Annotated in this window: 37 protein-coding genes; 34 read left to right on the top strand and 3 right to left on the bottom strand. The window is 45.7% G+C overall.

The window, feature by feature from the left end; genetic code table 11:
• The first annotated feature begins 78 nt into the window (after positions 1–78).
• From RDY34_RS07465 to oxyR, 34 genes are all read left to right on the top strand, one after another.
• The gene (locus RDY34_RS07465) at positions 79–1,143 is read left to right on the top strand and encodes a GTPase family protein (protein WP_208635369.1); all 1,065 of its coding nucleotides are present in this window, start codon (positions 79–81) and stop codon (positions 1,141–1,143) included.
• 8 nt (positions 1,144–1,151) lie between these two features.
• On the top strand, positions 1,152–1,835 hold the full coding sequence (locus tag RDY34_RS07460; RefSeq protein ID WP_115437559.1) for a GTPase family protein: 684 nt from the start codon (positions 1,152–1,154) through the stop codon (positions 1,833–1,835).
• 217 nt (positions 1,836–2,052) lie between these two features.
• Positions 2,053–2,697: a 50S ribosomal protein L3 gene (gene rplC, locus RDY34_RS07455; RefSeq protein WP_003749796.1), complete on the top strand. Its 645-nt coding sequence runs from the start codon at positions 2,053–2,055 to the stop codon at positions 2,695–2,697.
• Positions 2,697–3,317, top strand: coding sequence for a 50S ribosomal protein L4 (gene rplD / locus RDY34_RS07450; RefSeq protein WP_002218573.1), 621 nt, complete (start codon positions 2,697–2,699; stop codon positions 3,315–3,317). Before rplC ends, rplD begins: the two co-directional genes overlap by 1 nt.
• Positions 3,314–3,628, top strand: a complete 315-nt coding sequence (gene rplW, locus RDY34_RS07445; protein WP_308073689.1) for a 50S ribosomal protein L23 — start codon at positions 3,314–3,316, stop codon at positions 3,626–3,628. The genes rplD and rplW overlap by 4 nt, the downstream gene beginning before the upstream one ends.
• 5 nt (positions 3,629–3,633) lie before the next feature.
• Positions 3,634–4,467, top strand: a complete 834-nt coding sequence (rplB, locus tag RDY34_RS07440; protein ID WP_003742892.1) for a 50S ribosomal protein L2 — start codon at positions 3,634–3,636, stop codon at positions 4,465–4,467.
• Positions 4,468–4,472: 5 nt separating this feature from the next.
• Positions 4,473–4,751 (top strand): 30S ribosomal protein S19, encoded by a 279-nt coding sequence (gene rpsS / locus RDY34_RS07435; RefSeq protein ID WP_002215422.1) that lies wholly within the window; start codon positions 4,473–4,475, stop codon positions 4,749–4,751.
• An 8-nt stretch (positions 4,752–4,759) separates the two neighbouring features.
• Entirely contained in the window at positions 4,760–5,089 is a 330-nt protein-coding gene (gene rplV, locus RDY34_RS07430) for a 50S ribosomal protein L22 (protein ID WP_002215424.1), read from the top strand.
• Between the two features lie 9 nt (positions 5,090–5,098).
• Positions 5,099–5,791, top strand: a complete 693-nt coding sequence (gene rpsC, locus RDY34_RS07425; protein ID WP_003749800.1) for a 30S ribosomal protein S3 — start codon at positions 5,099–5,101, stop codon at positions 5,789–5,791.
• Positions 5,775–6,191, top strand: a complete 417-nt coding sequence (rplP, locus tag RDY34_RS07420) for a 50S ribosomal protein L16 (protein ID WP_003749802.1) — start codon at positions 5,775–5,777, stop codon at positions 6,189–6,191. The genes rpsC and rplP overlap by 17 nt, the downstream gene beginning before the upstream one ends.
• Complete coding sequence (gene rpmC / locus RDY34_RS07415) at positions 6,191–6,382, top strand: 50S ribosomal protein L29 (RefSeq protein ID WP_002215432.1); 192 nt, start codon at positions 6,191–6,193, stop codon at positions 6,380–6,382. Before rplP ends, rpmC begins: the two co-directional genes overlap by 1 nt.
• Complete coding sequence (rpsQ, locus tag RDY34_RS07410) at positions 6,382–6,645, top strand: 30S ribosomal protein S17 (protein ID WP_002215433.1); 264 nt, start codon at positions 6,382–6,384, stop codon at positions 6,643–6,645. The genes rpmC and rpsQ overlap by 1 nt, the downstream gene beginning before the upstream one ends.
• 221 nt (positions 6,646–6,866) lie before the next feature.
• Entirely contained in the window at positions 6,867–7,235 is a 369-nt protein-coding gene (gene rplN, locus RDY34_RS07405) for a 50S ribosomal protein L14 (protein WP_003749804.1), read from the top strand.
• A gap of 11 nt (positions 7,236–7,246) precedes the next feature.
• Positions 7,247–7,570 (top strand): 50S ribosomal protein L24, encoded by a 324-nt coding sequence (gene rplX / locus RDY34_RS07400; protein WP_003749805.1) that lies wholly within the window; start codon positions 7,247–7,249, stop codon positions 7,568–7,570.
• A 9-nt stretch (positions 7,571–7,579) separates the two neighbouring features.
• Positions 7,580–8,119: a 50S ribosomal protein L5 gene (rplE, locus tag RDY34_RS07395; RefSeq protein WP_003749807.1), complete on the top strand. Its 540-nt coding sequence runs from the start codon at positions 7,580–7,582 to the stop codon at positions 8,117–8,119.
• Between the two features lie 2 nt (positions 8,120–8,121).
• Entirely contained in the window at positions 8,122–8,427 is a 306-nt protein-coding gene (gene rpsN, locus RDY34_RS07390; RefSeq protein WP_002216244.1) for a 30S ribosomal protein S14, read from the top strand.
• A gap of 15 nt (positions 8,428–8,442) precedes the next feature.
• Positions 8,443–8,835: a 30S ribosomal protein S8 gene (rpsH, locus tag RDY34_RS07385; protein ID WP_003749810.1), complete on the top strand. Its 393-nt coding sequence runs from the start codon at positions 8,443–8,445 to the stop codon at positions 8,833–8,835.
• A gap of 13 nt (positions 8,836–8,848) precedes the next feature.
• Positions 8,849–9,382 carry a 50S ribosomal protein L6 gene (gene rplF, locus RDY34_RS07380; RefSeq protein WP_003749812.1) on the top strand — a complete coding sequence of 178 codons (534 nt, stop codon included), beginning with the start codon at positions 8,849–8,851 and terminating at the stop codon, positions 9,380–9,382.
• A gap of 13 nt (positions 9,383–9,395) precedes the next feature.
• The gene (gene rplR / locus RDY34_RS07375) at positions 9,396–9,749 is read left to right on the top strand and encodes a 50S ribosomal protein L18 (protein ID WP_002215441.1); all 354 of its coding nucleotides are present in this window, start codon (positions 9,396–9,398) and stop codon (positions 9,747–9,749) included.
• Positions 9,750–9,767: 18 nt separating this feature from the next.
• On the top strand, positions 9,768–10,286 hold the full coding sequence (gene rpsE / locus RDY34_RS07370) for a 30S ribosomal protein S5 (protein WP_002215445.1): 519 nt from the start codon (positions 9,768–9,770) through the stop codon (positions 10,284–10,286).
• On the top strand, positions 10,279–10,464 hold the full coding sequence (rpmD, locus tag RDY34_RS07365; protein WP_025456591.1) for a 50S ribosomal protein L30: 186 nt from the start codon (positions 10,279–10,281) through the stop codon (positions 10,462–10,464). Before rpsE ends, rpmD begins: the two co-directional genes overlap by 8 nt.
• 1 nt (position 10,465) lies before the next feature.
• Positions 10,466–10,900: a 50S ribosomal protein L15 gene (rplO, locus tag RDY34_RS07360; RefSeq protein WP_003749814.1), complete on the top strand. Its 435-nt coding sequence runs from the start codon at positions 10,466–10,468 to the stop codon at positions 10,898–10,900.
• 11 nt (positions 10,901–10,911) lie between these two features.
• Positions 10,912–12,222 carry a preprotein translocase subunit SecY gene (secY, locus tag RDY34_RS07355; protein WP_308073685.1) on the top strand — a complete coding sequence of 437 codons (1,311 nt, stop codon included), beginning with the start codon at positions 10,912–10,914 and terminating at the stop codon, positions 12,220–12,222.
• A 4-nt stretch (positions 12,223–12,226) separates the two neighbouring features.
• The gene (infA, locus tag RDY34_RS07350) at positions 12,227–12,445 is read left to right on the top strand and encodes a translation initiation factor IF-1 (RefSeq protein WP_002215452.1); all 219 of its coding nucleotides are present in this window, start codon (positions 12,227–12,229) and stop codon (positions 12,443–12,445) included.
• Positions 12,446–12,465: 20 nt separating this feature from the next.
• Positions 12,466–12,579, top strand: a complete 114-nt coding sequence (gene rpmJ / locus RDY34_RS07345; RefSeq protein WP_003697674.1) for a 50S ribosomal protein L36 — start codon at positions 12,466–12,468, stop codon at positions 12,577–12,579.
• A 65-nt stretch (positions 12,580–12,644) separates the two neighbouring features.
• Positions 12,645–13,007 carry a 30S ribosomal protein S13 gene (rpsM, locus tag RDY34_RS07340; RefSeq protein ID WP_002215453.1) on the top strand — a complete coding sequence of 121 codons (363 nt, stop codon included), beginning with the start codon at positions 12,645–12,647 and terminating at the stop codon, positions 13,005–13,007.
• Between the two features lie 19 nt (positions 13,008–13,026).
• Entirely contained in the window at positions 13,027–13,422 is a 396-nt protein-coding gene (gene rpsK, locus RDY34_RS07335) for a 30S ribosomal protein S11 (RefSeq protein ID WP_002216249.1), read from the top strand.
• A 19-nt stretch (positions 13,423–13,441) separates the two neighbouring features.
• Complete coding sequence (gene rpsD / locus RDY34_RS07330; RefSeq protein WP_003749818.1) at positions 13,442–14,062, top strand: 30S ribosomal protein S4; 621 nt, start codon at positions 13,442–13,444, stop codon at positions 14,060–14,062.
• A 25-nt stretch (positions 14,063–14,087) separates the two neighbouring features.
• Positions 14,088–15,074, top strand: a complete 987-nt coding sequence (locus RDY34_RS07325; RefSeq protein ID WP_002215457.1) for a DNA-directed RNA polymerase subunit alpha — start codon at positions 14,088–14,090, stop codon at positions 15,072–15,074.
• 23 nt (positions 15,075–15,097) lie between these two features.
• Positions 15,098–15,466 (top strand): 50S ribosomal protein L17, encoded by a 369-nt coding sequence (rplQ, locus tag RDY34_RS07320; RefSeq protein ID WP_002216251.1) that lies wholly within the window; start codon positions 15,098–15,100, stop codon positions 15,464–15,466.
• Positions 15,467–15,612: 146 nt separating this feature from the next.
• The gene (minC, locus tag RDY34_RS07315) at positions 15,613–16,326 is read left to right on the top strand and encodes a septum site-determining protein MinC (protein WP_025457699.1); all 714 of its coding nucleotides are present in this window, start codon (positions 15,613–15,615) and stop codon (positions 16,324–16,326) included.
• A 28-nt stretch (positions 16,327–16,354) separates the two neighbouring features.
• Positions 16,355–17,170 (top strand): septum site-determining protein MinD, encoded by an 816-nt coding sequence (gene minD, locus RDY34_RS07310; RefSeq protein WP_003690053.1) that lies wholly within the window; start codon positions 16,355–16,357, stop codon positions 17,168–17,170.
• Between the two features lie 3 nt (positions 17,171–17,173).
• A complete protein-coding gene (gene minE, locus RDY34_RS07305; protein ID WP_003749826.1) occupies positions 17,174–17,437 on the top strand; it encodes a cell division topological specificity factor MinE in 264 nt (87 codons plus the stop codon).
• A gap of 3 nt (positions 17,438–17,440) precedes the next feature.
• On the top strand, positions 17,441–18,361 hold the full coding sequence (gene oxyR / locus RDY34_RS07300; protein ID WP_003749828.1) for a LysR family transcriptional regulator OxyR: 921 nt from the start codon (positions 17,441–17,443) through the stop codon (positions 18,359–18,361).
• Between the two features lie 90 nt (positions 18,362–18,451).
• Here oxyR and RDY34_RS07295 read toward each other — a convergent pair whose 3' ends face one another.
• The 3 genes from RDY34_RS07295 to RDY34_RS07285 all read right to left on the bottom strand — a co-directional run bounded on the left by RDY34_RS07295 (position 18,452) and on the right by RDY34_RS07285 (position 22,073).
• Positions 18,452–18,916, bottom strand: coding sequence for a hypothetical protein (locus tag RDY34_RS07295; protein ID WP_308073680.1), 465 nt, complete (start codon positions 18,914–18,916; stop codon positions 18,452–18,454).
• Between the two features lie 17 nt (positions 18,917–18,933).
• The gene (locus tag RDY34_RS07290) at positions 18,934–19,161 is read right to left on the bottom strand and encodes an enterochelin ABC transporter (RefSeq protein WP_118846958.1); all 228 of its coding nucleotides are present in this window, start codon (positions 19,159–19,161) and stop codon (positions 18,934–18,936) included.
• Between the two features lie 74 nt (positions 19,162–19,235).
• Complete coding sequence (locus tag RDY34_RS07285; protein ID WP_308184512.1) at positions 19,236–22,073, bottom strand: valine--tRNA ligase; 2,838 nt, start codon at positions 22,071–22,073, stop codon at positions 19,236–19,238.
• Between the last annotated feature and the right edge of the window lie 88 nt (positions 22,074–22,161).

Here is a 22,161-nt window from a genome sequence, read left to right as displayed (position 1 = left end):
TCCCCCCCCCCCCCCCGAAGAAAGGTAGAATCAGGCTTGGTTTGGGCAGAAGCATCCATCTGATTCTAAGGATGGATGATGTTTTATTCTCAAGTAAATAAAGGAAAGATGATGAGCCTACTTAATGTCTTTAAAGATATTTTAAACAACAAAGAATTGAATTCGGAAGAACGGCATGATTTGGAGCGGGCGGTTAATATCTTGCAGGATACGCACGTCAATATTTTGATTACCGGAGCCACCGGTTGCGGCAAATCATCCACCATCAATGCCTTGTTCAGCATAGATCAGGCAACGGGAAAGAGTGATGGGGCGGTAAAGGAAGTCGCAAAAGTAGGCGTGGGCGTAGATCCTGAAACTATGGATATTGCCAAATATGAATTGGAAAATATGACGATTTGGGATAGTCCGGGCTTGGGCGACGGAGAGAAGGCAGACCAAAAGCACCGGCGCAATATCATCAATAAGCTGCTGGAGAAAGACAGTAACGGCAATGCCGTCATCGACTTGGTTTTGGTACTGCTTGACGGCGGTTCTAGGGACTTGGGGACATCGTACGAACTGATTAACAATGTAATCATCAATACATTGAAGAAGAGCGGGGAAGGCCGTACAGACCGGTTGCTGGTTGCGATTAATCAGTGCGATATGGCGATGAAAGGGCGGAATTGGGATGCGGAAGCCGGCCGTCCGAATGCCGCCTTGGAAAACTTTTTGGAGGAGAAAGTGTGTTCGACACGCAAGCGCATTCAGGAAGCTACCGGCGTTACGGTCAACCCGATTTATTTTTCAGCGGGCTTTAAGAGTGAGGATGAGGAGCAGCGTCCCTATAACATAACCCGCCTGTTGCGTTACATCATTACGGCTATGTCGTCTGAAAAACGGGTGATTGTGGCAGAGAAGATTAATGTGGAAGAAATCGAGCGAGATACCAGCCGCCGCAAACAGGAGGAGCGGCAAGAAATCGACAGCAGTATCGGCAGTGCGCTGGAGAAAATATTGGGGGCTGCGGGAGGCGTGGTTAAAGATGTTGTTTCAACGATAGCGAGCAGTGTCGGGACGCTGATCGGCGGAGCTGCAAAAGCGATTGGAGAAACGATTGGAAGGGGGATTAGCACGATTGCCTCTTGGTTTGGCTGGTAGGAGCGCATATGCATCGTTACCGTATTTCTGAAATCGGGCAAAAAGTCACAGCAGCCGGTTTCCATCCTCTGGATGTCTTGCTTGTCGGTGCGACAGGTGTCGGCAAGTCCTCAACCTTAAATGCCTTGTTTGGCGAACAAAAAGCCAAGGTAGGCACAGGCGTGGATCCCGAAACGCAATTGGTCGAAAGCTATATGCTGAACGATGTGTTGCGGTTTTGGGACAGCGCAGGTTTGGGCGACGGGAAGGAGGCTGACCGCACACATCGGCAAAAACTGATTGATGTCCTGTCCAAAACCTACACTCATTCGGATGGGCAGTGGGGCTGGATAGATTTGGTGTTCGTTATCCTTGACGGCAGCTCCCGCGATTTGGGTACGGCTTATGATTTATTGAGGGACGTTATCCTTAAAATGATTGATCCGGATAGGGTTATTGTTGCGATTAATCAGGCGGATATGGCGATGAAAGGACGTTATTGGGATAAGGTGCTGCATCAGCCGCAGCCGGCTTTGCAACAATTTCTAGACGAGAAGGCCGAATCGGTACAAAAAAGGATTCTGGAAGCGACAGGTTTGCAGATTTCCAAACCCGTTTACTATTCAGCATACGAAAACTACCATCTCAAAGAAATAATGGATGCAGTCATCAACCATATTCCGGTTTGTCGGAGAAAGATGCATACGCTGTGATGGTCTGATACCGGCCCTTTAAAAGCATCCGGCCCTATGCCGTCTGAAGATTCAAAACGCTTCAGACGGCATATTGAAGATATTTCTGATATTTCTGTTGATATTTCTTTGACTTGTCAGATATAATGTCTGACTTGGTACATTCGTACCAAGTTTAACTTTGTCTGAAAGACAGGCCAATCGTAGCCTGTCCCTTTACTTTAAAAGGAAAATAATCATGACTTTAGGTCTGGTTGGACGCAAAGTTGGTATGACCCGCGTGTTCGACGAACAGGGTGTTTCTGTTCCGGTAACCGTTTTGGATATGTCTGCCAACCGCGTTACACAAGTAAAATCCAAAGATACTGACGGCTATATTGCCGTTCAAGTTACCTTTGGTCAGAAAAAAGCCAATCGTGTCAACAAAGCCGAAGCCGGGCACTTTGCAAAAGCAGGTGTTGAAGCCGGTCGTGGTTTGATCGAGTTTGCTTTGACTGAAGAAAAACTGGCTGAATTGAAAGCCGGTGACGAAATCACCGTTTCTATGTTTGAAGTCGGTCAACTGGTCGATGTAACCGGTACCTCTAAAGGTAAAGGTTTCTCCGGCACGATCAAACGTCATAACTTCGGCGCCCAACGTACTTCCCACGGTAACTCCCGTTCTCACCGCGTTCCAGGCTCTATCGGTATGGCGCAAGACCCAGGTCGCGTGTTCCCCGGTAAGCGCATGGCCGGCCAATACGGCAACACCAAAGCAACTGTTCAAAAATTGGAAGTTGTCCGTGTTGATGCAGAACGCCAACTGCTGTTGGTCAAGGGTGCTGTTCCGGGTGCGGTCAACAGCGATGTTGTAGTTCGTCCTAGCGTGAAAGTAGGTGCGTAATGGAATTGAAAGTAATTGACGCTAAAGGACAAGTTTCAGGCAGTCTGTCTGTTTCTGATGCTTTGTTCGCTCGCGAATACAATGAAGCGTTGGTTCATCAGCTGGTAAATGCCTACCTGGCAAACGCCCGCTCTGGTAACCGCGCTCAAAAAACCCGTGCCGAAGTAAAACACTCAACCAAAAAACCATGGCGTCAAAAAGGTACTGGCCGTGCACGTTCTGGTATGACTTCTTCTCCGCTGTGGCGTAAAGGCGGTCGCGCGTTCCCGAACAAACCTGACGAAAACTTCACTCAAAAAGTAAACCGTAAAATGTACCGTGCCGGTATGGCGACTATTCTGTCCCAATTGGCTCGTGACGAGCGTTTGTTTGCTATCGAAGCGTTGACTGCTGAAACTCCTAAAACCAAAGTTTTTGCTGAACAAGTGAAAAATCTGGGTCTGGAGCAAGTGTTGTTTGTAACCAAACAGCTCGACGAGAATGTTTACTTGGCTTCACGCAACTTGCCAAACGTGTTGGTTTTGGAAGCTCAACAAGTTGATCCTTACAGCTTGCTGCGTTACAAAAAAGTAATCATCACTAAAGATGCAGTTGCACAATTAGAGGAGCAATGGGTATGAATCAACAACGTTTGACTCAAGTGATTTTGGCACCTATCGTTTCTGAAAAAAGCAACGTATTGGCTGAAAAACGCAACCAAATGACGTTTAAAGTCTTGGTAAATGCAACCAAACCTGAAATCAAAGCTGCTGTTGAGCTGCTGTTTGGTGTTCAAGTTGCTTCTGTAACTACCGTTACAACTAAAGGCAAAACTAAGCGTTTTGGTCGTACTTTGGGCTGCCGCAGCGATGTTAAAAAAGCTTATGTAAGCTTGGCTGCCGGTCAAGAGTTGGATTTGGAAGCCGCTGCTGCAGCTGCAGATAAGGAATAAACAAAATGGCAATCGTTAAAATGAAGCCGACCTCTGCAGGCCGTCGCGGCATGGTTCGCGTGGTAACAGAAGGTTTGCACAAAGGTGCACCTTATGCACCCTTGCTTGAAAAGAAAAATTCTACTGCCGGCCGTAACAATAATGGTCATATCACCACCCGTCACAAAGGCGGCGGTCATAAACACCATTACCGTGTTGTAGACTTTAAACGTAACAAAGACGGCATTCCTGCTAAAGTAGAGCGTATCGAATACGATCCTAACCGTACTGCCTTCATCGCACTGTTGTGCTATGCAGACGGCGAGCGTCGTTACATCATTGCTCCTCGCGGTATTCAAGCCGGTGCTGTATTGGTTTCCGGTGCTGAAGCTGCCATCAAAGTAGGCAACACCCTGCCGATTCGCAACATTCCCGTTGGTACGACTATCCACTGTATTGAAATGAAGCCTGGTAAAGGTGCACAAATTGCACGTTCTGCCGGTGCTTCTGCGGTATTGCTGGCTAAAGAAGGTGCATACGCTCAAGTCCGTCTGCGTTCTGGCGAAGTTCGTAAAATCAACGTAGATTGCCGTGCAACCATCGGTGAAGTCGGTAACGAAGAGCAAAGCCTGAAGAAAATCGGTAAAGCCGGTGCCAATCGTTGGCGCGGTATTCGTCCGACCGTTCGTGGTGTTGTCATGAACCCCGTCGATCACCCGCATGGTGGTGGTGAAGGCCGTACGGGCGAAGCTCGCGAACCGGTCAGCCCATGGGGTACTCCTGCTAAAGGCTACCGCACTCGTAATAACAAACGCACGGATAATATGATTGTTCGTCGCCGTTACTCAAATAAAGGTTAATTAGTATGGCTCGTTCATTGAAAAAAGGCCCATATGTAGACCTGCATTTGCTGAAAAAAGTAGATGCTGCTCGCGCAAGCAACGACAAACGCCCGATTAAAACTTGGTCTCGTCGTTCTACCATTCTGCCTGATTTTATCGGTCTGACCATTGCCGTGCACAACGGCCGCACCCATGTGCCTGTGTTTATCAGCGACAATATGGTTGGTCATAAATTAGGCGAATTCTCATTGACCCGTACCTTTAAAGGCCACTTGGCCGATAAAAAGGCTAAAAAGAAATAAGGTGAATCATGAGAGTAAATGCACAACATAAAAATGCCCGTATCTCTGCTCAAAAGGCTCGTTTGGTAGCTGATTTGATTCGTGGTAAAGACGTTGCCCAAGCTTTGAATATTTTGGCTTTCAGTCCTAAAAAAGGTGCCGAGCTGATCAAAAAAGTATTGGAGTCAGCTATTGCTAATGCCGAGCACAATAACGGTGCGGACATTGATGAACTGAAAGTGGTAACTATCTTTGTTGACAAAGGCCCAAGCTTGAAACGTTTTCAAGCTCGCGCCAAGGGTCGCGGTAACCGCATCGAAAAACAAACTTGTCATATCAATGTGACAGTGGGTAACTAAGGAAAAGCTATGGGACAAAAGATTAACCCTACAGGCTTTCGCCTGGCGGTAACTAAAGACTGGGCTTCAAAATGGTTTGCTAAAAGCACCGACTTTTCTACTGTTTTGAAGCAGGATATCGATGTTCGCAATTATTTGCGTCAAAAATTGGCCAATGCTTCGGTTGGTCGAGTAGTTATTGAACGCCCTGCAAAATCTGCACGCATTACCATTCACTCCGCTCGTCCGGGTGTGGTTATCGGTAAAAAAGGTGAGGATATCGAAGTTTTGAAACGTGACTTGCAAGCCTTGATGGGTGTGCCTGTTCATGTAAATATTGAAGAGATCCGCCGTCCTGAGTTGGATGCTCAAATTATTGCTGACGGAATTGCCCAGCAGTTGGAAAAACGCGTTCAATTCCGTCGTGCTATGAAACGAGCAATGCAAAATGCAATGCGTTCTGGTGCTAAAGGCATTAAGATTATGACTTCAGGCCGTCTGAATGGTGCGGATATTGCCCGTAGCGAATGGTATCGTGAAGGTCGCGTGCCACTGCATACTTTACGTGCAAATGTAGATTATGCAACCAGCGAAGCGCACACCACATATGGTGTATTGGGTCTGAAAGTTTGGGTTTATACGGAAGGCAATATTAAATCTTCCAAACCTGAACATGAGAGTAAACAAAGAAAGGCAGGTAGACGTAATGCTGCAGCCAACTAGACTGAAATACCGTAAGCAACAAAAGGGTCGTAATACCGGCATCGCTACTCGCGGTAATAAGGTAAGTTTCGGTGAGTTCGGCTTGAAAGCCGTAGGTCGTGGTCGTTTGACTGCCCGTCAAATCGAAGCTGCTCGTCGTACAATGACCCGTCACATCAAACGTGGTGGTCGTATTTGGATTCGTGTATTCCCTGATAAACCGATTACTGAAAAGCCTATTCAAGTTCGTATGGGTGGCGGTAAAGGTAACGTGGAATATTACATTGCCGAAATTAAACCAGGTAAAGTGTTGTATGAAATGGATGGCGTTCCAGAGGAGCTGGCTCGTGAAGCATTCGAGTTGGCTGCTGCCAAATTGCCTATTCCTACAACCTTTGTAGTAAGACAGGTGGGTCAATAATGAAAGCAAATGAATTGAAAGACAAATCCGTTGAGCAGTTGAATGCAGATTTGTTGGACTTGTTGAAAGCTCAGTTTGGCTTACGTATGCAAAACGCTACTGGTCAATTAGGCAAACCAAGTGAATTGAAACGTGTACGTCGCGATATTGCTCGTATTAAAACCGTTTTAACTGAAAAAGGTGCTAAGTAATGAGCGAAACTAAAAATGTTCGTACTTTGCAAGGCAAAGTAGTAAGCGACAAAATGGATAAAACCGTAACAGTATTGGTTGAGCGTAAAGTAAAACATCCGCTGTATGGTAAGATTATTCGATTATCTACTAAAATCCATGCCCATGATGAAAATAATCAATATGGAATTGGTGATGTGGTTGTTATATCGGAATCTCGTCCATTGTCAAAAACTAAATCTTGGGTTGTCAGTGAGCTGGTTGAGAAAGCACGTTCTATTTAAGAATTAAAGCAACGTGCTTGGAATGGGAAACGAAGTATTGCAGCAAATCTAATTTGCGTGTAAACTTCGTTTCCTGTCTTTCAGTTTCTTCTGGAAGTTTCTTCCCTTTCGGGGTCCAAGACTGGTTTACTTGAACCGCAAGGTTTCATTTAATAAGCAGCGGCTTTGCTGTAAGTTATCTGAAAGTGGTAAATTAAGTTGGTTAATTTAAAGGTAATAACATGATTCAAATGCAGACCATCTTAGATGTGGCTGATAACTCTGGTGCGCGTAGAGTAATGTGTATCAAGGTATTGGGTGGGTCTAAGCGTCGCTATGCTTCGGTTGGCGATATTATTAAAGTTGCAATTAAAGATGCGGCTCCGCGTGGTCGTGTCAAGAAGGGCGATGTTTATAATGCTGTCGTTGTTCGTACTGCAAAAGGTGTTCGTCGTCCTGATGGAGCTTTGATTAAGTTTGATAACAATGCTGCTGTGTTGTTGAATAATAAGCTCGAACCTCTGGGTACTCGTATTTTTGGTCCTGTAACTCGTGAGCTGCGTACTGAGCGATTTATGAAAATCGTTTCATTGGCTCCTGAAGTATTGTAAGGGGTGGTGGAATGAATAAGATTGTTAAAGGCGATCAAGTTGTTGTTATCGCAGGTAAAGACAAGGGTAAGCGGGGTCAGGTCATCCGCGTGCTTGGTGGGAAGGTAATTGTTTCTGGTGTAAATGCTGTTAAGCGTCATCAGAAGTCGAATCCAATGCGCGGAGTTGAGGGTGGTATTATTGTAAAAGAAATGCCTTTGGATATTTCTAATGTTGCAATTCTGAATCCCGAGACAAACAAAGCAGACCGTGTTGGTATTAAATTGATTGAAACTGAAGGCAAAATTAAGCGCGTTCGTTTCTTCAAATCTAATGGCTCTATCATTGGAGCATAAGGAGATAACATGGCTCGTTTGAGAGAGTTTTATAAAAGTACTGTTGTCCCTGAGTTGGTTAAACAGTTTGGTTACAAATCGGTTATGGAAGTGCCCCGTATTGAAAAGATTACTTTAAATATGGGTGTTGGCGAAGCGGTTGCTGATAAGAAAGTAATGGAACACGCTGTGTCTGATTTGGAAAAAATTGCCGGTCAGAAACCTGTTGTAACTGTAGCCCGTAAATCTATTGCTGGTTTTAAAATTCGTGACAACTACCCTGTCGGTTGTAAAGTTACTTTGCGCCGTGATCAAATGTTTGAATTTTTGGACCGTTTGATTACTATTGCATTGCCTCGTGTTCGAGATTTTCGTGGTGTAAGCGGTAAGTCATTTGATGGTCGCGGTAATTACAATATGGGTGTTCGCGAACAAATTATTTTTCCGGAAATTGAGTACGATAAAATTGATGCTTTGCGTGGTTTGAATATTACTATTACTACTACAGCAAAAACCGATGAGGAAGCGAAAGCTTTATTGTCATTGTTTAAATTTCCGTTCAAAGGATAATCATGGCTAAGAAAGCACTTATTAATCGTGATCTGAAACGTCAAGCTTTGGCTAAAAAATATGCGGCTAAACGCGCGGCAATTAAAGCGGTAATCAATGATTCGAATGCAACTGAGGAAGAGCGTTTTGAAGCTCGTTTGAGGTTTCAATCCATTCCTCGTAATGCAGCACCTGTGCGTCAACGTCGTCGTTGTGCTTTGACAGGTCGCCCTCGTGGTACTTTCCGTAAATTTGGTTTGGGTCGTATTAAAATCCGTGAAATCGCCATGCGTGGCGAAATTCCGGGTGTTGTTAAAGCCAGCTGGTAATAGGAGTAATTAAGAATGAGTATGCATGATCCTATTTCCGATATGTTGACTCGTATCCGCAATGCGCAACGTGCTAATAAAGCAGCAGTTGCAATGCCTTCTTCAAAATTAAAGTGTGCTATTGCAAAGGTATTGAAAGAAGAGGGATATATTGAGGACTTCACAGTTTCATCTGACGTAAAGTCTATATTGGAAATTCAATTAAAATACTATGCAGGTCGTCCTGTAATTGAACAAATCAAGCGTGTATCTCGCCCTGGTTTGCGTATTTATAAAGCGTCTAGTGAGATTCCAAGTGTTATGAATGGCTTGGGTATTGCTATTGTTAGTACTTCTAAAGGTGTAATGACTGATCGTAAAGCACGTTCTCAAGGTGTTGGTGGTGAGTTGTTATGCATTGTAGCCTAGTGGAGGAAAAGAAATGTCACGTGTCGCAAAAAACCCAGTGACTGTTCCCGCTGGTGTAGAAGTAAAATTTGGAACAGAGGCATTAGTTATTAAGGGTAAGAACGGTGAATTATCTTTTCCTTTGCATTCTGATGTAGCCATTGAATTTAATGATGGCAAATTGACTTTTGTTGCGAATAACAGCAGTAAACAAGCAAATGCAATGTCTGGTACTGCTCGCGCATTAGTCAGCAATATGGTCAAAGGTGTTTCAGAAGGTTTTGAGAAGAAATTACAATTGATAGGCGTAGGTTATCGTGCTCAAGCACAAGGTAAAATCTTGAATCTGTCTTTGGGTTTTTCTCATCCAATCGTATATGAAATGCCTGAAGGTGTCTCCGTTCAAACTCCTAGCCAAACAGAGATTGTTTTAACCGGCTCGGATAAACAAGTTGTTGGTCAAGTTGCTGCTGAGATTCGTGCGTTCCGAGCTCCTGAGCCTTATAAAGGTAAAGGTGTTCGCTATGTAGGCGAAGTAGTGGTAATGAAAGAAGCCAAGAAAAAATAATTGAGGTTCACTAATGGATAAACATACAACCCGACTCCGTCGTGCACGCAAAACCCGTGCTCGTATTGCGGACTTGAAAATGGTAAGATTATGTGTGTTCCGAAGCAATAATCATATTTATGCTCAAGTAATTAGTGCTGAAGGTGATAAAGTATTGGCCCAAGCCTCTACATTGGAAGCTGAGGTGCGCGGTAGTCTGAAATCTGGAAGCAATGTTGAAGCAGCTGCAATAGTTGGTAAACGTATTGCTGAGAAGGCTAAAGCAGCAGGTGTAGAAAAGGTTGCTTTTGATCGTTCAGGTTTCCAATATCACGGTCGTGTGAAGGCTTTGGCTGAAGCTGCTCGTGAAAATGGTTTGAGCTTCTAAATATTTGGAGACTTTCAGATGGCAAAACATGAAATTGAAGAACGCGGTGACGGTCTGATTGAAAAGATGGTCGCAGTTAACCGTGTAACCAAAGTAGTTAAAGGTGGTCGCATTATGGCTTTCTCTGCGCTAACTGTTGTTGGTGATGGAGATGGTCGTATTGGTATGGGTAAAGGTAAGTCAAAAGAGGTGCCTGTTGCAGTCCAAAAGGCGATGGATCAAGCACGACGCTCTATGATTAAGGTACCATTAAAAAATGGTACGATTCATCATGAGGTTATTGGTCGACATGGTGCTACTAAAGTATTTATGCAGCCTGCTAAAGAGGGTAGCGGCGTAAAAGCCGGTGGACCTATGCGTTTGGTTTTTGATGCTATGGGCATTCATAATATCTCCGCCAAAGTGCACGGATCTACTAACCCATATAATATCGTACGTGCAACATTAGATGGTTTGTCTAAGTTGCATACTCCTGCTGATATCGCAGCCAAACGTGGCTTGACAGTGGAAGACATTTTGGGAGTTAACCATGGCTGAACAAAAAAAGATTAGGGTTACATTGGTTAAAAGCCTGATTGGTACAATTGAATCTCATCGTGCATGTGCACGCGGTTTGGGTTTGCGTTGTCGCGAGCATACGGTAGAGGTTTTAGATACCCCCGAAAACCGTGGTATGATTAATAAAATCAGCTACTTGTTGAAAGTGGAGTCTTGATATGTTTTTGAATACAATTCAACCTGCTGTTGGTGCTACGCATGCTGGTCGTCGTGTTGGACGCGGTATTGGTAGTGGTCTTGGCAAAACGGGTGGTCGTGGTCATAAAGGTCAAAAGAGCCGGTCTGGTGGGTTTCATAAGGTGGGTTTCGAGGGTGGTCAAATGCCCTTGCAACGACGTCTCCCTAAAAGAGGTTTTAAATCTTTAACAGCATCAGCTAATGCACAGCTTCGTTTAAGTGAACTGGAATCAATTGCTGTTAATGAGATTGATATTTTGGTCTTAAAGCAAGCAGGTCTGATTGCATCTACAGTCTCTAATGTTAAAGTTATTGCTTCTGGTGAAATTTCTAAGGCAGTTGCTTTGAAGGGTATTAAAGCTACCAAAGGTGCAAGAGCTGCTATCGAGGCTGTTGGTGGTAAGATTGAAATGTAAGGTTTAATATTGTGGCTAATCAACAAACGTCATCAGGTTTATCCAAGTTTGGAGATCTTAAGAAACGTCTTTTGTTTCTATTTGGAGCATTGATTGTTTTTCGAATTGGTGCCCATATACCCGTACCTGGAGTTGATGCTGTTGCTTTAGCTAAATTATACGAAAGCGCTGGAAACGGCATCCTGGGAATGTTGAATATGTTTTCCGGTGGGTCGTTAGAGCGCTTTAGTATATTTGCAATAGGAATCATGCCATATATTTCAGCTTCTATTATTGTGCAGCTCGCTTCTGAAATTTTGCCATCATTGAAGGCTTTAAAAAAAGAAGGGGAGGCTGGTAGAAAGGTAATTACGAAATATACTAGGTATGGTACTGTTTTGTTAGCAATTCTTCAAAGTCTAGGTGTTGCATCTTTCGTATTTCAGCAAGGAGTTGTTGTAACAAGTTCATTTGAGTTTCATGTTTCCACGGTAGTTTCTTTGGTAACGGGAACCATGTTTCTTATGTGGCTTGGGGAGCAAATTACTGAAAGGGGTATCGGGAACGGTATTTCTTTAATCATTACGGCAGGTATTGCTTCAGGTATTCCTTCGGGTATTGCAAAGCTGGTTACACTGACGAACCAAGGTTCTATGAGTATACTTACGGCGTTGCTTGTTGTATTTGGTGCCTTATTATTAATTTATTTGGTTGTATACTTTGAAAGTGCACAGCGGAAGATTCCTATTCATTATGCAAAACGCCAGTTTAATGGCGGGGTGGGTAGTCAAAATACGCATATGCCTTTCAAGTTGAATATGGCTGGTGTTATTCCCCCAATTTTTGCTTCCAGTATTATTCTATTTCCATCTACTCTTTTAGGTTGGTTTGGTTCGGCTGATACAAATAGTGTTTTGCACAAAATAGCTGGATTGTTACAACACGGTCAATTGCTGTATATGGCTTTATTTGCATCGACAGTTATTTTCTTTTGTTATTTTTATACGGCTTTGTTTTTTAGCCCTAAAGAAATGGCAGAGAATTTAAAAAAGAGTGGTGCTTTTGTTCCTGGGATTAGACCTGGTGAGCAGACCTCTAGGTATTTAGAAAAAGTTGTATTACGTTTGACATTGTTTGGAGCTCTTTATATTACAACTATTTGTTTAATTCCAGAGTTCTTAACTACGGTTTTAAATATACCTTTTTATTTGGGTGGCACGTCTTTGTTGATTCTAGTTGTTGTAACGATGGATTTTAGTACACAAATAAATTCGTATAGGCTTACTCAACAGTATGATAAGTTAATGACTCGTTCAGAAATGAAATCATTTTCTCGGAAATAGAATTATGGCGAAAGAAGATACTATCCAAATGCAAGGTGAAATTCTTGAAACTTTACCTAATGCAACATTTAAAGTAAAACTTGAGAATGACCATATTGTATTGGGTCATATTTCTGGGAAGATGCGGATGCATTACATTCGTATTTCTCCGGGAGATAAGGTCACAGTAGAGCTGACACCTTATGATTTAACTAGGGCTCGAATTGTTTTCAGAGCAAGATAAACCAATAAAAGGAAAATAAAATGCGTGTACAACCATCTGTTAAGAAAATTTGCCGAAATTGCAAGATTATTCGTCGAAATCGTGTAGTTCGTGTAATTTGTACTGATCCCCGTCACAAACAGCGTCAAGGTTAATGGAATATTTCTTTTAATGTGATTCTGTGATATAGTGACGCACTTTGCCCTAAAAAGGAAAAAATATGGCTCGTATTGCAGGGGTAAATATCCCTAATAACGCACACATCGTAATTGGTCTTCAGGCTATTTACGGTATTGGTGCTACTCGTGCTAAATTGATTTGTGAGGCTGCAAATATTGCGCCTGATACTAAAGCAAAAGATTTGGACGAGACTCAATTAGATGCTTTGCGTGATCAAGTTGCCAAGTATGAAGTAGAAGGTGATTTGCGTCGTGAAGTAACTATGAGTATCAAGCGATTAATGGACATGGGCTGCTATCGTGGCTTCCGTCATCGTCGCGGCTTACCATGCCGCGGTCAACGCACTCGTACAAATGCGCGTACCCGCAAAGGTCCGCGCAAAGCGATTGCTGGTAAGAAATAAATTTTAAGGAATTTTATTAATGGCTAAAGCAAACACAGCTTCACGTGTACGTAAAAAAGTACGTAAAACCGTGAGTGAGGGTATTGTGCACGTTCATGCATCTTTCAACAATACCATCATTACAATCACTGACCGTCAAGGCAATGCGTTGTCTTGGGCTACCTCTGGCGGCGCTGGTTTTAAAGGTTCTCGTAAAAGTACACCATTTGCAGCACAAGTTGCAGCAGAAGCAGCTGGTAAAGTTGCCCAAGAGTATGGCGTTAAAAATTTAGAGGTTCGTATTAAAGGTCCAGGTCCTGGTCGCGAATCCTCTGTACGTGCTTTGAATGCTCTTGGTTTCAAGATTACCAGCATTACTGACGTTACCCCGTTGCCTCATAACGGTTGCCGTCCGCCTAAAAAACGTCGTATTTAATATTGGAGTGATTTGAAACATGGCACGTTATATTGGCCCTAAATGTAAGTTGGCACGTCGCGAAGGTACGGATTTGTTTTTGAAGAGTGCGCGCCGCTCTTTGGATTCTAAATGTAAAATTGATTCCGCTCCCGGTCAGCATGGTGCAAAAAAACCGCGTCTGTCAGATTATGGTTTGCAGTTGCGTGAAAAACAAAAAATCCGCCGTATTTATGGCGTATTAGAACGTCAGTTCCGTCGTTATTTCGCAGAAGCTGATCGTCGTAAAGGTTCTACTGGCGAGTTGCTGTTGCAATTGCTGGAATCTCGTTTGGATAATGTCGTTTATCGTATGGGTTTCGGTTCTACCCGAGCTGAAGCAAGACAGCTTGTTTCTCATAAGGCGATAGCTGTAAATGGACAAGTTGTCAATATTCCTTCTTTCCAAGTGAAAGCTGGTGATGTTGTCTCAGTTCGTGAAAAAGCCAAAAAACAGGTACGTATTCAAGAAGCATTGGGTTTGGCAACTCAAATCGGCTTGCCGGGTTGGGTTTCTGTAGATGCAGATAAACTTGAGGGTGTGTTCAAAAACATGCCAGATCGCTCGGAATTGACCGGTGATATTAATGAACAGCTGGTGGTAGAGTTCTACTCTAAATAATGCTAGCTCAGTGAGGGACAGTTAAATGCAGAATAGCACAACCGAATTTTTGAAACCTCGTCAAATTGATGTAAATACTTTTTCTGCAACTCGTGCAAAAGTATCTATGCAGCCATTTGAACGTGGTTTCGGTCATACCTTAGGTAATGCTTTGCGCCGTATCTTACTGTCATCCATGAATGGTTTTGCTCCTACTGAAGTAGCTATTGCCGGTGTATTACACGAATATTCTACTGTTGATGGTATTCAGGAAGATGTTGTTGACATTTTACTGAATATTAAAGGTATTGTGTTTAAACTCCATGGTCGTAGCCAAGTTCAACTTGTGTTGAAGAAATCAGGTTCAGGTGTCGTATCTGCCGGTGATATTGAGTTGCCGCATGATGTAGAAATTCTGAATCCTGGTCATGTCATTTGTCATTTGGCTGATAACGGTCAAATTGAGATGGAAATTAAAGTGGAGCAAGGTCGTGGTTATCAATCTGTTTCAGGTCGTCAGGTAGTTCGTGATGAGAACCGTCAGATTGGTGCAATCCAGTTGGATGCGAGTTTTTCGCCCATCAGCCGTGTTAGCTTTGAGGTTGAGCCTGCACGTGTAGAGCAGCGGACGGATCTTGATAAGTTGGTTTTGGATATCGAAACCGACGGTTCTATTGATCCTGAGGAAGCTGTACGCAGTGCGGCACGTATTTTGATTGATCAGATGTCTATTTTTGCTGATTTGCAGGGTACTCCTGTGGAGGAGGTTGAAGAAAAAGCACCTCCTATCGACCCTGTTCTTTTGCGTCCGGTAGATGATCTGGAATTGACAGTACGTTCAGCTAATTGTTTGAAAGCTGAGGATATTTATTATATTGGCGATTTGATTCAACGCACTGAAACCGAGCTTCTTAAAACGCCGAATTTGGGACGTAAATCTTTGAATGAGATTAAGGAAGTATTGGCATCTAAAGGTTTGACACTGGGTTCTAAGTTGGAAGCATGGCCACCTGTAGGCTTGGAAAAGCCTTAATGAAGAATTAAAGGATAATTGATATGCGTCATCGTAATGGCAATCGCAAATTAAACCGTACCAGCAGTCATCGTGCTGCAATGCTGCGTAATATGGCGAATTCATTATTGACTCACGAAACTATTGTAACAACTCTGCCTAAGGCCAAGGAATTGCGCCGTGTAGTAGAGCCGTTGATTACATTGGGTAAAAAACCGTCATTGGCAAACCGCCGTTTGGCATTTGACCGTACTCGCGACCGTGATGTTGTGGTAAAACTGTTTGGCGATTTGGGTCCTCGTTTTACTGCTCGTAACGGTGGTTATGTTCGAGTGTTGAAATACGGATTCCGTAAAGGTGATAATGCACCTCTGGCACTGGTTGAATTGGTTGACAAACCGGCTGCTGAGTAATTTTAGTCGTATAACGCCATCTGCCGAAAAGCAGGTGGCGTTATTTTTGCAATATCTGATAGGTAATAGGGTATTGGCTATTATGTTTAAAATATTAATTGAATAGCTAGGGTTTGCGCGGTAAACTTACATCATTAAAAAATTCTATGATGGTCTATATGATGAATGCCTTCGATATAAAGTCGACAAAGATGGACGTATTGTCTATATCTTTGCATACATCAGACTTGTTTGATTTGGAAGATGTGTTGGTCAAATTGGGCAAGAAGTTTCAAGAGTCTGGTGTTGTTCCATTTGTTCTGGATGTTCAAGAGTTTGATTATCCCGAGTCTTTGGATCTTGCTGCATTGGTTTCGTTGTTTTCAAGGCATGGTATGCAAATTTTGGGTCTGAAGCATTCTAATGAACGTTGGGCTGCTGTGGCTATGAAGTATCATTTGCTGTTTTGTCTGTCTCATTCGGAAAATGTTAAAGAACTGGGTCAGGTTGAGGTGCAGAAAACGGAGGATGGTCAGAAAGCAAGGAAAACAGTATTGATTACATCCCCTGTCCGTACCGGTCAGCAGGTTTATGCCGAAGATGGCGATTTGATTGTTACGGGGGCGGTCAGCCAGGGGGCGGAATTGATTGCGGATGGCAATATACATATTTATGCGCCGATGAGAGGGCGTGCTTTGGCCGGCGCCAAGGGTGATACTTCTGCCCGCATATTTATCCACTCCATGCAGGCAGAACTGGTTTCTGTGGCGGGTATTTACCGTAATTTTGAACAGGATTTGCCGGATCATCTGCACAAGCAGCCGGTACAGATATTGTTGCAGGATAATCGGTTGGTTATCAGTGCAATTGGCTCAGAGTAATTGTTTGATATTTTAAAAAGGAAATATTGTGGCAAAAATTATTGTAGTAACTTCAGGTAAGGGCGGTGTCGGTAAAACGACTACCAGTGCCAGTATTGCGACAGGTTTGGCATTACGCGGATATAAAACGGCGGTAATTGATTTTGATGTGGGTTTGCGCAATCTCGACCTCATTATGGGTTGCGAGCGTCGTGTCGTTTATGACCTGATCAATGTCATTCAGGGTGAGGCGACACTCAACCAGGCTTTGATTAAAGATAAAAATTGTGAAAACCTGTTTATTTTGCCGGCTTCCCAGACTCGGGATAAAGACGCTTTGACACGCGAGGGCGTAGAAAAAGTGATGCAGGAGCTGTCCGGCAAGAAAATGGGCTTTGAGTATATTATTTGCGACTCTCCCGCCGGTATTGAGCAGGGTGCATTGATGGCGTTGTATTTTGCTGATGAAGCCATTGTAACGACCAATCCCGAGGTTTCCAGTGTGCGTGACTCCGACAGGATTTTGGGAATTTTGCAAAGCAAATCCCGTAAGGCAGAGCAAGGCGGTTCGGTTAAAGAACATCTGTTGATTACGCGTTATTCTCCCGAACGTGTGGCAAAAGGCGAAATGCTGTCTGTACAGGATATTTGCGATATTCTGCGTATTCCTTTGTTGGGTGTGATTCCCGAATCCCAAAACGTCTTGCAGGCATCCAATTCCGGAGAACCGGTCATCCATCAGGACAGCGTAGCGGCTTCCGAGGCATATAAGGACGTTATTGCCCGTCTTTTGGGCGAGAACCGTGAAATGCGTTTCTTGGAAGCTGAGAAAAAAAGCTTCTTCAAACGTCTGTTCGGAGGATAAGGTATGTCATTGATCGAACTTTTATTCGGCAGAAAGCAGAAAACGGCAACCGTTGCCCGCGACCGCCTTCAAATCATCATTGCCCAAGAGCGCGCCCAAGAAGGTCAGGCTCCGGATTACCTGCCGACTTTACGTAAAGAGTTGATGGAAGTCCTGTCCAAATATGTGAATGTTTCATTAGACAATATCCGTATTTCCCAAGAAAAGCAGGATGGTATGGATGTGCTTGAGTTGAACATTACTTTGCCGGAACAGAAAAAGGTATAGGACATGACCTTAACCGAATTGCGGTACATCGTCGCAGTCGCCCAAGAACGTCATTTCGGCCGGGCGGCGCGGCGTTGTTTTGTCAGCCAGCCCACTTTGTCTATTGCCATTAAGAAATTGGAAGAAGAGCTTGCCGTCTCTTTGTTTGACCGGAGCAGCAACGATATTATTACGACCGAGGCGGGGGAACGTATCGTTGCACAGGCGCGTAAGGTGTTGGAAGAGGCGGAGCTTATCAGGCATTTGGCAAATGAAGAACAAAACGAGCTGGAGGGTGCGTTCAAACTCGGGCTGATTTTTACGGTTGCGCCGTACCTGCTGCCGAAACTGATTGTCTCGTTGCGCCGTACTGCACCGAAAATGCCTTTGATGTTGGAAGAGAATTACACGCATACTTTGACCGAGTCGCTCAAACGCGGGGACGTTGACGCGATTATCGTTGCCGAACCGTTTCAAGAGCCGGGCATTGTTACCGAACCCTTGTATGACGAACCGTTTTTCGTGATTGTCCCGAAAGGGCATTCATTTGAGGAACTGGATGCCGTTTCGCCTCGGATGCTGGGTGAGGAGCAGGTTTTGCTGCTGACGGAAGGCAACTGTATGCGGGATCAGGTGCTCTCAAGCTGTTCCGAATTGGCGGCGAAACAACGCATACAGGGGCTGACCAATACATTGCAGGGCAGCTCGATCAATACAATCCGCCATATGGTTGCCAGCGGTTTGGCAATCAGCGTGTTGCCGGCAACCGCGCTGACCGAAAACGATCATATGCTGTTCAGCATTATTCCGTTTGAGGGTACGCCGCCAAGCCGGCGGGTCGTATTGGCGTACCGCCGCAATTTTGTCCGTCCGAAGGCGTTGTCGGCGATGAAGGCGGCGATTATGCAGTCGCAGCTTCACGGGGTAAGTTTTATCCACGACTAGGCGCGGGCAATGCCGTCTGAAACGGATTTCAGACGGCATTTGTTATCTCTGCCGTCAATCAGGCAAACCGATTTGACCTGCAATCGTTTTTTATTTCACTTTCGTACATACCTCACGGGAAGTTCCGTCTTCAGACACCAATTTTCCTGTTTTATCCACTTGATATACTTCATCTTTACCGGGTTTGTCCATCTGCGCGACCAATCCGGTGTACATCATGCTTTCCAAGAGTCGTCCATCCTCCGACTTTTCCAACCACGCCAGCGTTTCGGGGCTGTGCTGTCGTGAAACTTCGCTATATTTGATTTGGCTTTCCGTCAAGGCATTGTTTTCAAAACGCCATTTCCCTGAGCCGACAACACGGTATGCCAAGATATTGCCGTCATCATCAATTTTGAGTATAGCATCGCCACGGAAACTGCCGTCCTGAAGATATTCGACTTTTGCATCACCGTGAATGTTTTCATCAGTGCCGATACAATGCCATGTACCGACAATCGGAGAAGCTAAGGCGGTTGTTGCGGATAAAAGTACCGGCAAAATAAAGAGTTTCATCGTATTTCCTTTGACGTTCAAGAAATATAAATCACGAGGCCGGCAATCAGCACCAGCTGGACACCCAGCTTCATCAGCGCGGTACGGCTGACGAAGTAGATAAACCAAGTGCCGGTCAGAATCAACAGTAGAATAATCAGCCACGGTCGCCATTTGTTGAGGTGGACGGCTTCGGTAAAGCAGGTATGAATATGAAGTACGACGATGGCGACGACGAGCAATATAGACACGATGAAGTCCATCATTTGATTTCCTTTTGATGAGGCCGTCTGAAAACCCCGGTTTCAGGTTTTCAGACGGCCTTGTTTATTCAATCAAATCAGTCTTTCAACTTCGCCAACTGATTTTGAACTTTCGACATTTTGTCTTCCAATTCCGCCAAATCGGCTTTGTCTTTTTCCACCAGATGCGCGGGGGCTTTTTCGGTGTAGCCGGGTTTGGAGAGTTTGGCGTTGAGTTTGTCCCAGGCTTTTTGCAGCTTCTCGGCTTCTTTGCCCAAACGGGCGGTTTCGGCGGCTTTGTCGATTTCGACTTTCAGCATCAGGCGCGCGCCGTTGCAGACGGCGACGGGCGCGTCTTCGCTTTCGGGCAGGGCGGCGACTTGCCGTGCTTCGGTCAGGCGGGTCATCATCGGCAGGTATTTGAGGTAGTCCGCCAAGTCGTCCGCGCTTTCGACAAACAGCGGGGCTTTGACATTAGGCTGGATGCCCATTTCGCCGCGCAGGTTGCGGACGGTGCCGATCAAATCCTGCAACACGGTCATTTGCTCGAATGCCGTCTGAACAATATCGCCGCCGTCGGCTTCGGGGAAGCGGGCGAGCATGATGCTGTCGGCGGTTTTCGCGTCGCACATAGGAGCGACGGTTTGCCACAGTTCTTCTGTGATGAACGGGATAATCGGATGCAGCAGGCGCAGGGCGGCTTCGAGTACGCGCAACAAGGTATGGCGTGTGGCGCGCTGGCGGCTGGCGCAACCGGTTTGAAGCTGCACTTTGGCGAGTTCCAAATACCAGTCGCAATAGTCGTTCCACACGAAGCTGTACAGGGTTTCCGCCGCCAAATCAAAGCGGTAGGTTTCGTAGGCTTGCGTAACCTGCTCGATGGTCTGATTCAGACGGCCTACAATCCACATATCGGGGAAGGAATAGCCGCGTGGTTCGGTGGCGGTTGCACCGTAGCCGCAGTCTTGGTTTTCGGTGTTCATCAGCACAAAATTGGTGGCGTTCCAGATTTTGTTGCAGAAGTTGCGGTAGCCTTCGGCGCGCTTGAAGTCGAAGTTGACGCTGCGCCCCAAGCTGGCGTAGCTCGCCATGGTAAAGCGCAATGCGTCCGCGCCCATGCTCGGAATGCCTTCGGGGAAGAGTTTTTTCGTGGCTTCTTCCACTTTCGGCGCAGTTTCGGGTTTGCGCAGGCCGGTTGTGCGTTTTACCAGCAGTTTTTCCAAGTCGATACCGTCGATCAAATCGACGGGGTCGATGACGTTGCCTTCGGATTTGGACATTTTTTTGCCTTCGTGGTCACGCACGATGCCGTGGATGTACACGTCTTTAAATGGTACTTTGCCGGTGAAGTGGGTGGTCATCATAATCATGCGCGCCACCCAGAAGAAGATGATTTCGTAGCCGGTGACCAAGACATTGGACGGTAGGAAGGCTTTGAGTTCGTCGGTTTCAGACGGCCAGCCGAGGGTGGAAAACGGCACGAGCGCGGAGGAGAACCATGTATCCAATACGTCTTCTTCGCGGGTCAAGCCTGTTTTGCCGGCTTGTTTTTCGGCTTCTTCCTGATTGCGGGCAACGTACACATTGCCTTCGTTGTCGTACCATGCAGGGATTTGATGACCCCACCACAGTTGGCGCGAGATGCACCAGTCTTGGATGTTGTTCATCCATTGGTTGTAGGTATTGACCCAGTTTTCGGGGATAAAGCGTACCGCGCCGCTGTCGACGGCTTTTTTGGCTTTGTCGGCGAGGCTTAAGCCTTTGAATTCGCTGTCAGGTTCGCCGCCGTTTGGCGTGGCGGACATGGCGACAAACCATTGGCTGGTCAGCATCGGCTCAATCACCGAACCTGTGCGGTCGCCTTTCGGCGTCATCAGCGTGTGCGCTTTGATTTCGACCAACAGGCCTTGTTCCTGCAAATCGGCAACCATTTGTTTGCGCGCGGCAAAGCGGTCCAAGCCTGCGTATTTTTCAGGCAGGGCAAAGCCTTGTTGCGCTTCGCCTTTGAAGTTGAACACTTCGGCGTTTGCCAGCACTTTGGCTTCCAAGTCGAACACATTAATCAGGCGCGTGTCGTGGCGTTTGCCGACTTCGTAGTCGTTGAAGTCGTGCGCAGGCGTGATTTTTACGCAGCCGGTGCCGAAATCTTTTTCGACGTATTCGTCGGCGATAACGGGGATGGTACGGCCGGTCAGCGGCAGGATTAACTCTTTGCCGATTAAGTGGGTATAACGTTCGTCTTCGGGATTGACGGCAACGGCCACGTCGCCCAGCAGCGTTTCGGGACGGGTAGTCGCCACGATAACGGCTTTGGCAGGATTGTCGGCCAGAGGATAGCGGATGTGCCACATAGAGCCTTGTTCTTCCACGCTTTCCACTTCCAAATCCGATACCGCCGTGCCAAGCACGGGATCCCAGTTCACCAAGCGTTTGCCGCGGTAAATCAAGCCTTGCTCAAACAGGCGCACGAACACTTCGGTTACGGTTTCGGCACGCACGTCGTCCATCGTGAAATACTCGCGCGTCCAGTCGGCAGAACAACCCACGCGGCGCATTTGTTGGGTAATCGTACCGCCGGAAACTTCTTTCCACTCCCACACTTTCTCCAAAAATTTTTCGCGCCCCAAGTCATGACGGGACACGTTTTGCGCGGCAAGCTGACGCTCGACCACGATTTGCGTGGCGATGCCCGCGTGGTCTGTGCCGGGAATCCAGGCGGTGTTGCAGCCTTTCATGCGGTAGTAGCGGGTCAGGCCGTCCATGATGGTTTGGTTGAAGGCATGGCCCATGTGCAGCGTGCCGGTTACATTCGGCGGCGGCAGTTGGATGGAGAAAGACGGTTTGGTTAAATCCATATCGGGCTGGAAATAACCTTGGGTTTCCCAGTTTTGATAGTGTTTGGATTCGATTTCGGCGGGATTGTATTTGTCTAACATATGAAGCCCTGAGAAATAAGATGATTTGATGGTTTGAATTATAGCGCAAATGCCGTCTGAAACGCTTTTGGAGGTTTCAGACGGCATC

It is taken from the genome of Neisseria polysaccharea (assembly GCF_963392925.1).
Lineage (GTDB): Bacteria > Pseudomonadota > Gammaproteobacteria > Burkholderiales > Neisseriaceae > Neisseria > Neisseria polysaccharea.
Note: the sequence above shows the minus strand (reverse complement) of the source record. Positions and strands in the feature narration are given on the sequence as shown.

Coding starts and splice junctions, on each gene's coding strand:
- RDY34_RS07465 (WP_208635369.1), top strand. CDS start 79: ATGTTTTATTCTCAAGTAAATAAAGGAAAGATGATGAGCCTACTTAAT.
- RDY34_RS07460 (WP_115437559.1), top strand. CDS start 1,152: ATGCATCGTTACCGTATTTCTGAAATCGGGCAAAAAGTCACAGCAGCC.
- rplC (WP_003749796.1), top strand. CDS start 2,053: ATGACTTTAGGTCTGGTTGGACGCAAAGTTGGTATGACCCGCGTGTTC.
- rplD (WP_002218573.1), top strand. CDS start 2,697: ATGGAATTGAAAGTAATTGACGCTAAAGGACAAGTTTCAGGCAGTCTG.
- rplW (WP_308073689.1), top strand. CDS start 3,314: ATGAATCAACAACGTTTGACTCAAGTGATTTTGGCACCTATCGTTTCT.
- rplB (WP_003742892.1), top strand. CDS start 3,634: ATGGCAATCGTTAAAATGAAGCCGACCTCTGCAGGCCGTCGCGGCATG.
- rpsS (WP_002215422.1), top strand. CDS start 4,473: ATGGCTCGTTCATTGAAAAAAGGCCCATATGTAGACCTGCATTTGCTG.
- rplV (WP_002215424.1), top strand. CDS start 4,760: ATGAGAGTAAATGCACAACATAAAAATGCCCGTATCTCTGCTCAAAAG.
- rpsC (WP_003749800.1), top strand. CDS start 5,099: ATGGGACAAAAGATTAACCCTACAGGCTTTCGCCTGGCGGTAACTAAA.
- rplP (WP_003749802.1), top strand. CDS start 5,775: ATGCTGCAGCCAACTAGACTGAAATACCGTAAGCAACAAAAGGGTCGT.
- rpmC (WP_002215432.1), top strand. CDS start 6,191: ATGAAAGCAAATGAATTGAAAGACAAATCCGTTGAGCAGTTGAATGCA.
- rpsQ (WP_002215433.1), top strand. CDS start 6,382: ATGAGCGAAACTAAAAATGTTCGTACTTTGCAAGGCAAAGTAGTAAGC.
- rplN (WP_003749804.1), top strand. CDS start 6,867: ATGATTCAAATGCAGACCATCTTAGATGTGGCTGATAACTCTGGTGCG.
- rplX (WP_003749805.1), top strand. CDS start 7,247: ATGAATAAGATTGTTAAAGGCGATCAAGTTGTTGTTATCGCAGGTAAA.
- rplE (WP_003749807.1), top strand. CDS start 7,580: ATGGCTCGTTTGAGAGAGTTTTATAAAAGTACTGTTGTCCCTGAGTTG.
- rpsN (WP_002216244.1), top strand. CDS start 8,122: ATGGCTAAGAAAGCACTTATTAATCGTGATCTGAAACGTCAAGCTTTG.
- rpsH (WP_003749810.1), top strand. CDS start 8,443: ATGAGTATGCATGATCCTATTTCCGATATGTTGACTCGTATCCGCAAT.
- rplF (WP_003749812.1), top strand. CDS start 8,849: ATGTCACGTGTCGCAAAAAACCCAGTGACTGTTCCCGCTGGTGTAGAA.
- rplR (WP_002215441.1), top strand. CDS start 9,396: ATGGATAAACATACAACCCGACTCCGTCGTGCACGCAAAACCCGTGCT.
- rpsE (WP_002215445.1), top strand. CDS start 9,768: ATGGCAAAACATGAAATTGAAGAACGCGGTGACGGTCTGATTGAAAAG.
- rpmD (WP_025456591.1), top strand. CDS start 10,279: ATGGCTGAACAAAAAAAGATTAGGGTTACATTGGTTAAAAGCCTGATT.
- rplO (WP_003749814.1), top strand. CDS start 10,466: ATGTTTTTGAATACAATTCAACCTGCTGTTGGTGCTACGCATGCTGGT.
- infA (WP_002215452.1), top strand. CDS start 12,227: ATGGCGAAAGAAGATACTATCCAAATGCAAGGTGAAATTCTTGAAACT.
- rpmJ (WP_003697674.1), top strand. CDS start 12,466: ATGCGTGTACAACCATCTGTTAAGAAAATTTGCCGAAATTGCAAGATT.
- rpsM (WP_002215453.1), top strand. CDS start 12,645: ATGGCTCGTATTGCAGGGGTAAATATCCCTAATAACGCACACATCGTA.
- rpsK (WP_002216249.1), top strand. CDS start 13,027: ATGGCTAAAGCAAACACAGCTTCACGTGTACGTAAAAAAGTACGTAAA.
- rpsD (WP_003749818.1), top strand. CDS start 13,442: ATGGCACGTTATATTGGCCCTAAATGTAAGTTGGCACGTCGCGAAGGT.
- RDY34_RS07325 (WP_002215457.1), top strand. CDS start 14,088: ATGCAGAATAGCACAACCGAATTTTTGAAACCTCGTCAAATTGATGTA.
- rplQ (WP_002216251.1), top strand. CDS start 15,098: ATGCGTCATCGTAATGGCAATCGCAAATTAAACCGTACCAGCAGTCAT.
- minC (WP_025457699.1), top strand. CDS start 15,613: ATGATGGTCTATATGATGAATGCCTTCGATATAAAGTCGACAAAGATG.
- minE (WP_003749826.1), top strand. CDS start 17,174: ATGTCATTGATCGAACTTTTATTCGGCAGAAAGCAGAAAACGGCAACC.
- oxyR (WP_003749828.1), top strand. CDS start 17,441: ATGACCTTAACCGAATTGCGGTACATCGTCGCAGTCGCCCAAGAACGT.
- RDY34_RS07295 (WP_308073680.1), bottom strand. CDS start 18,916: ATGAAACTCTTTATTTTGCCGGTACTTTTATCCGCAACAACCGCCTTA.
- RDY34_RS07290 (WP_118846958.1), bottom strand. CDS start 19,161: ATGATGGACTTCATCGTGTCTATATTGCTCGTCGTCGCCATCGTCGTA.
- RDY34_RS07285 (WP_308184512.1), bottom strand. CDS start 22,073: ATGTTAGACAAATACAATCCCGCCGAAATCGAATCCAAACACTATCAA.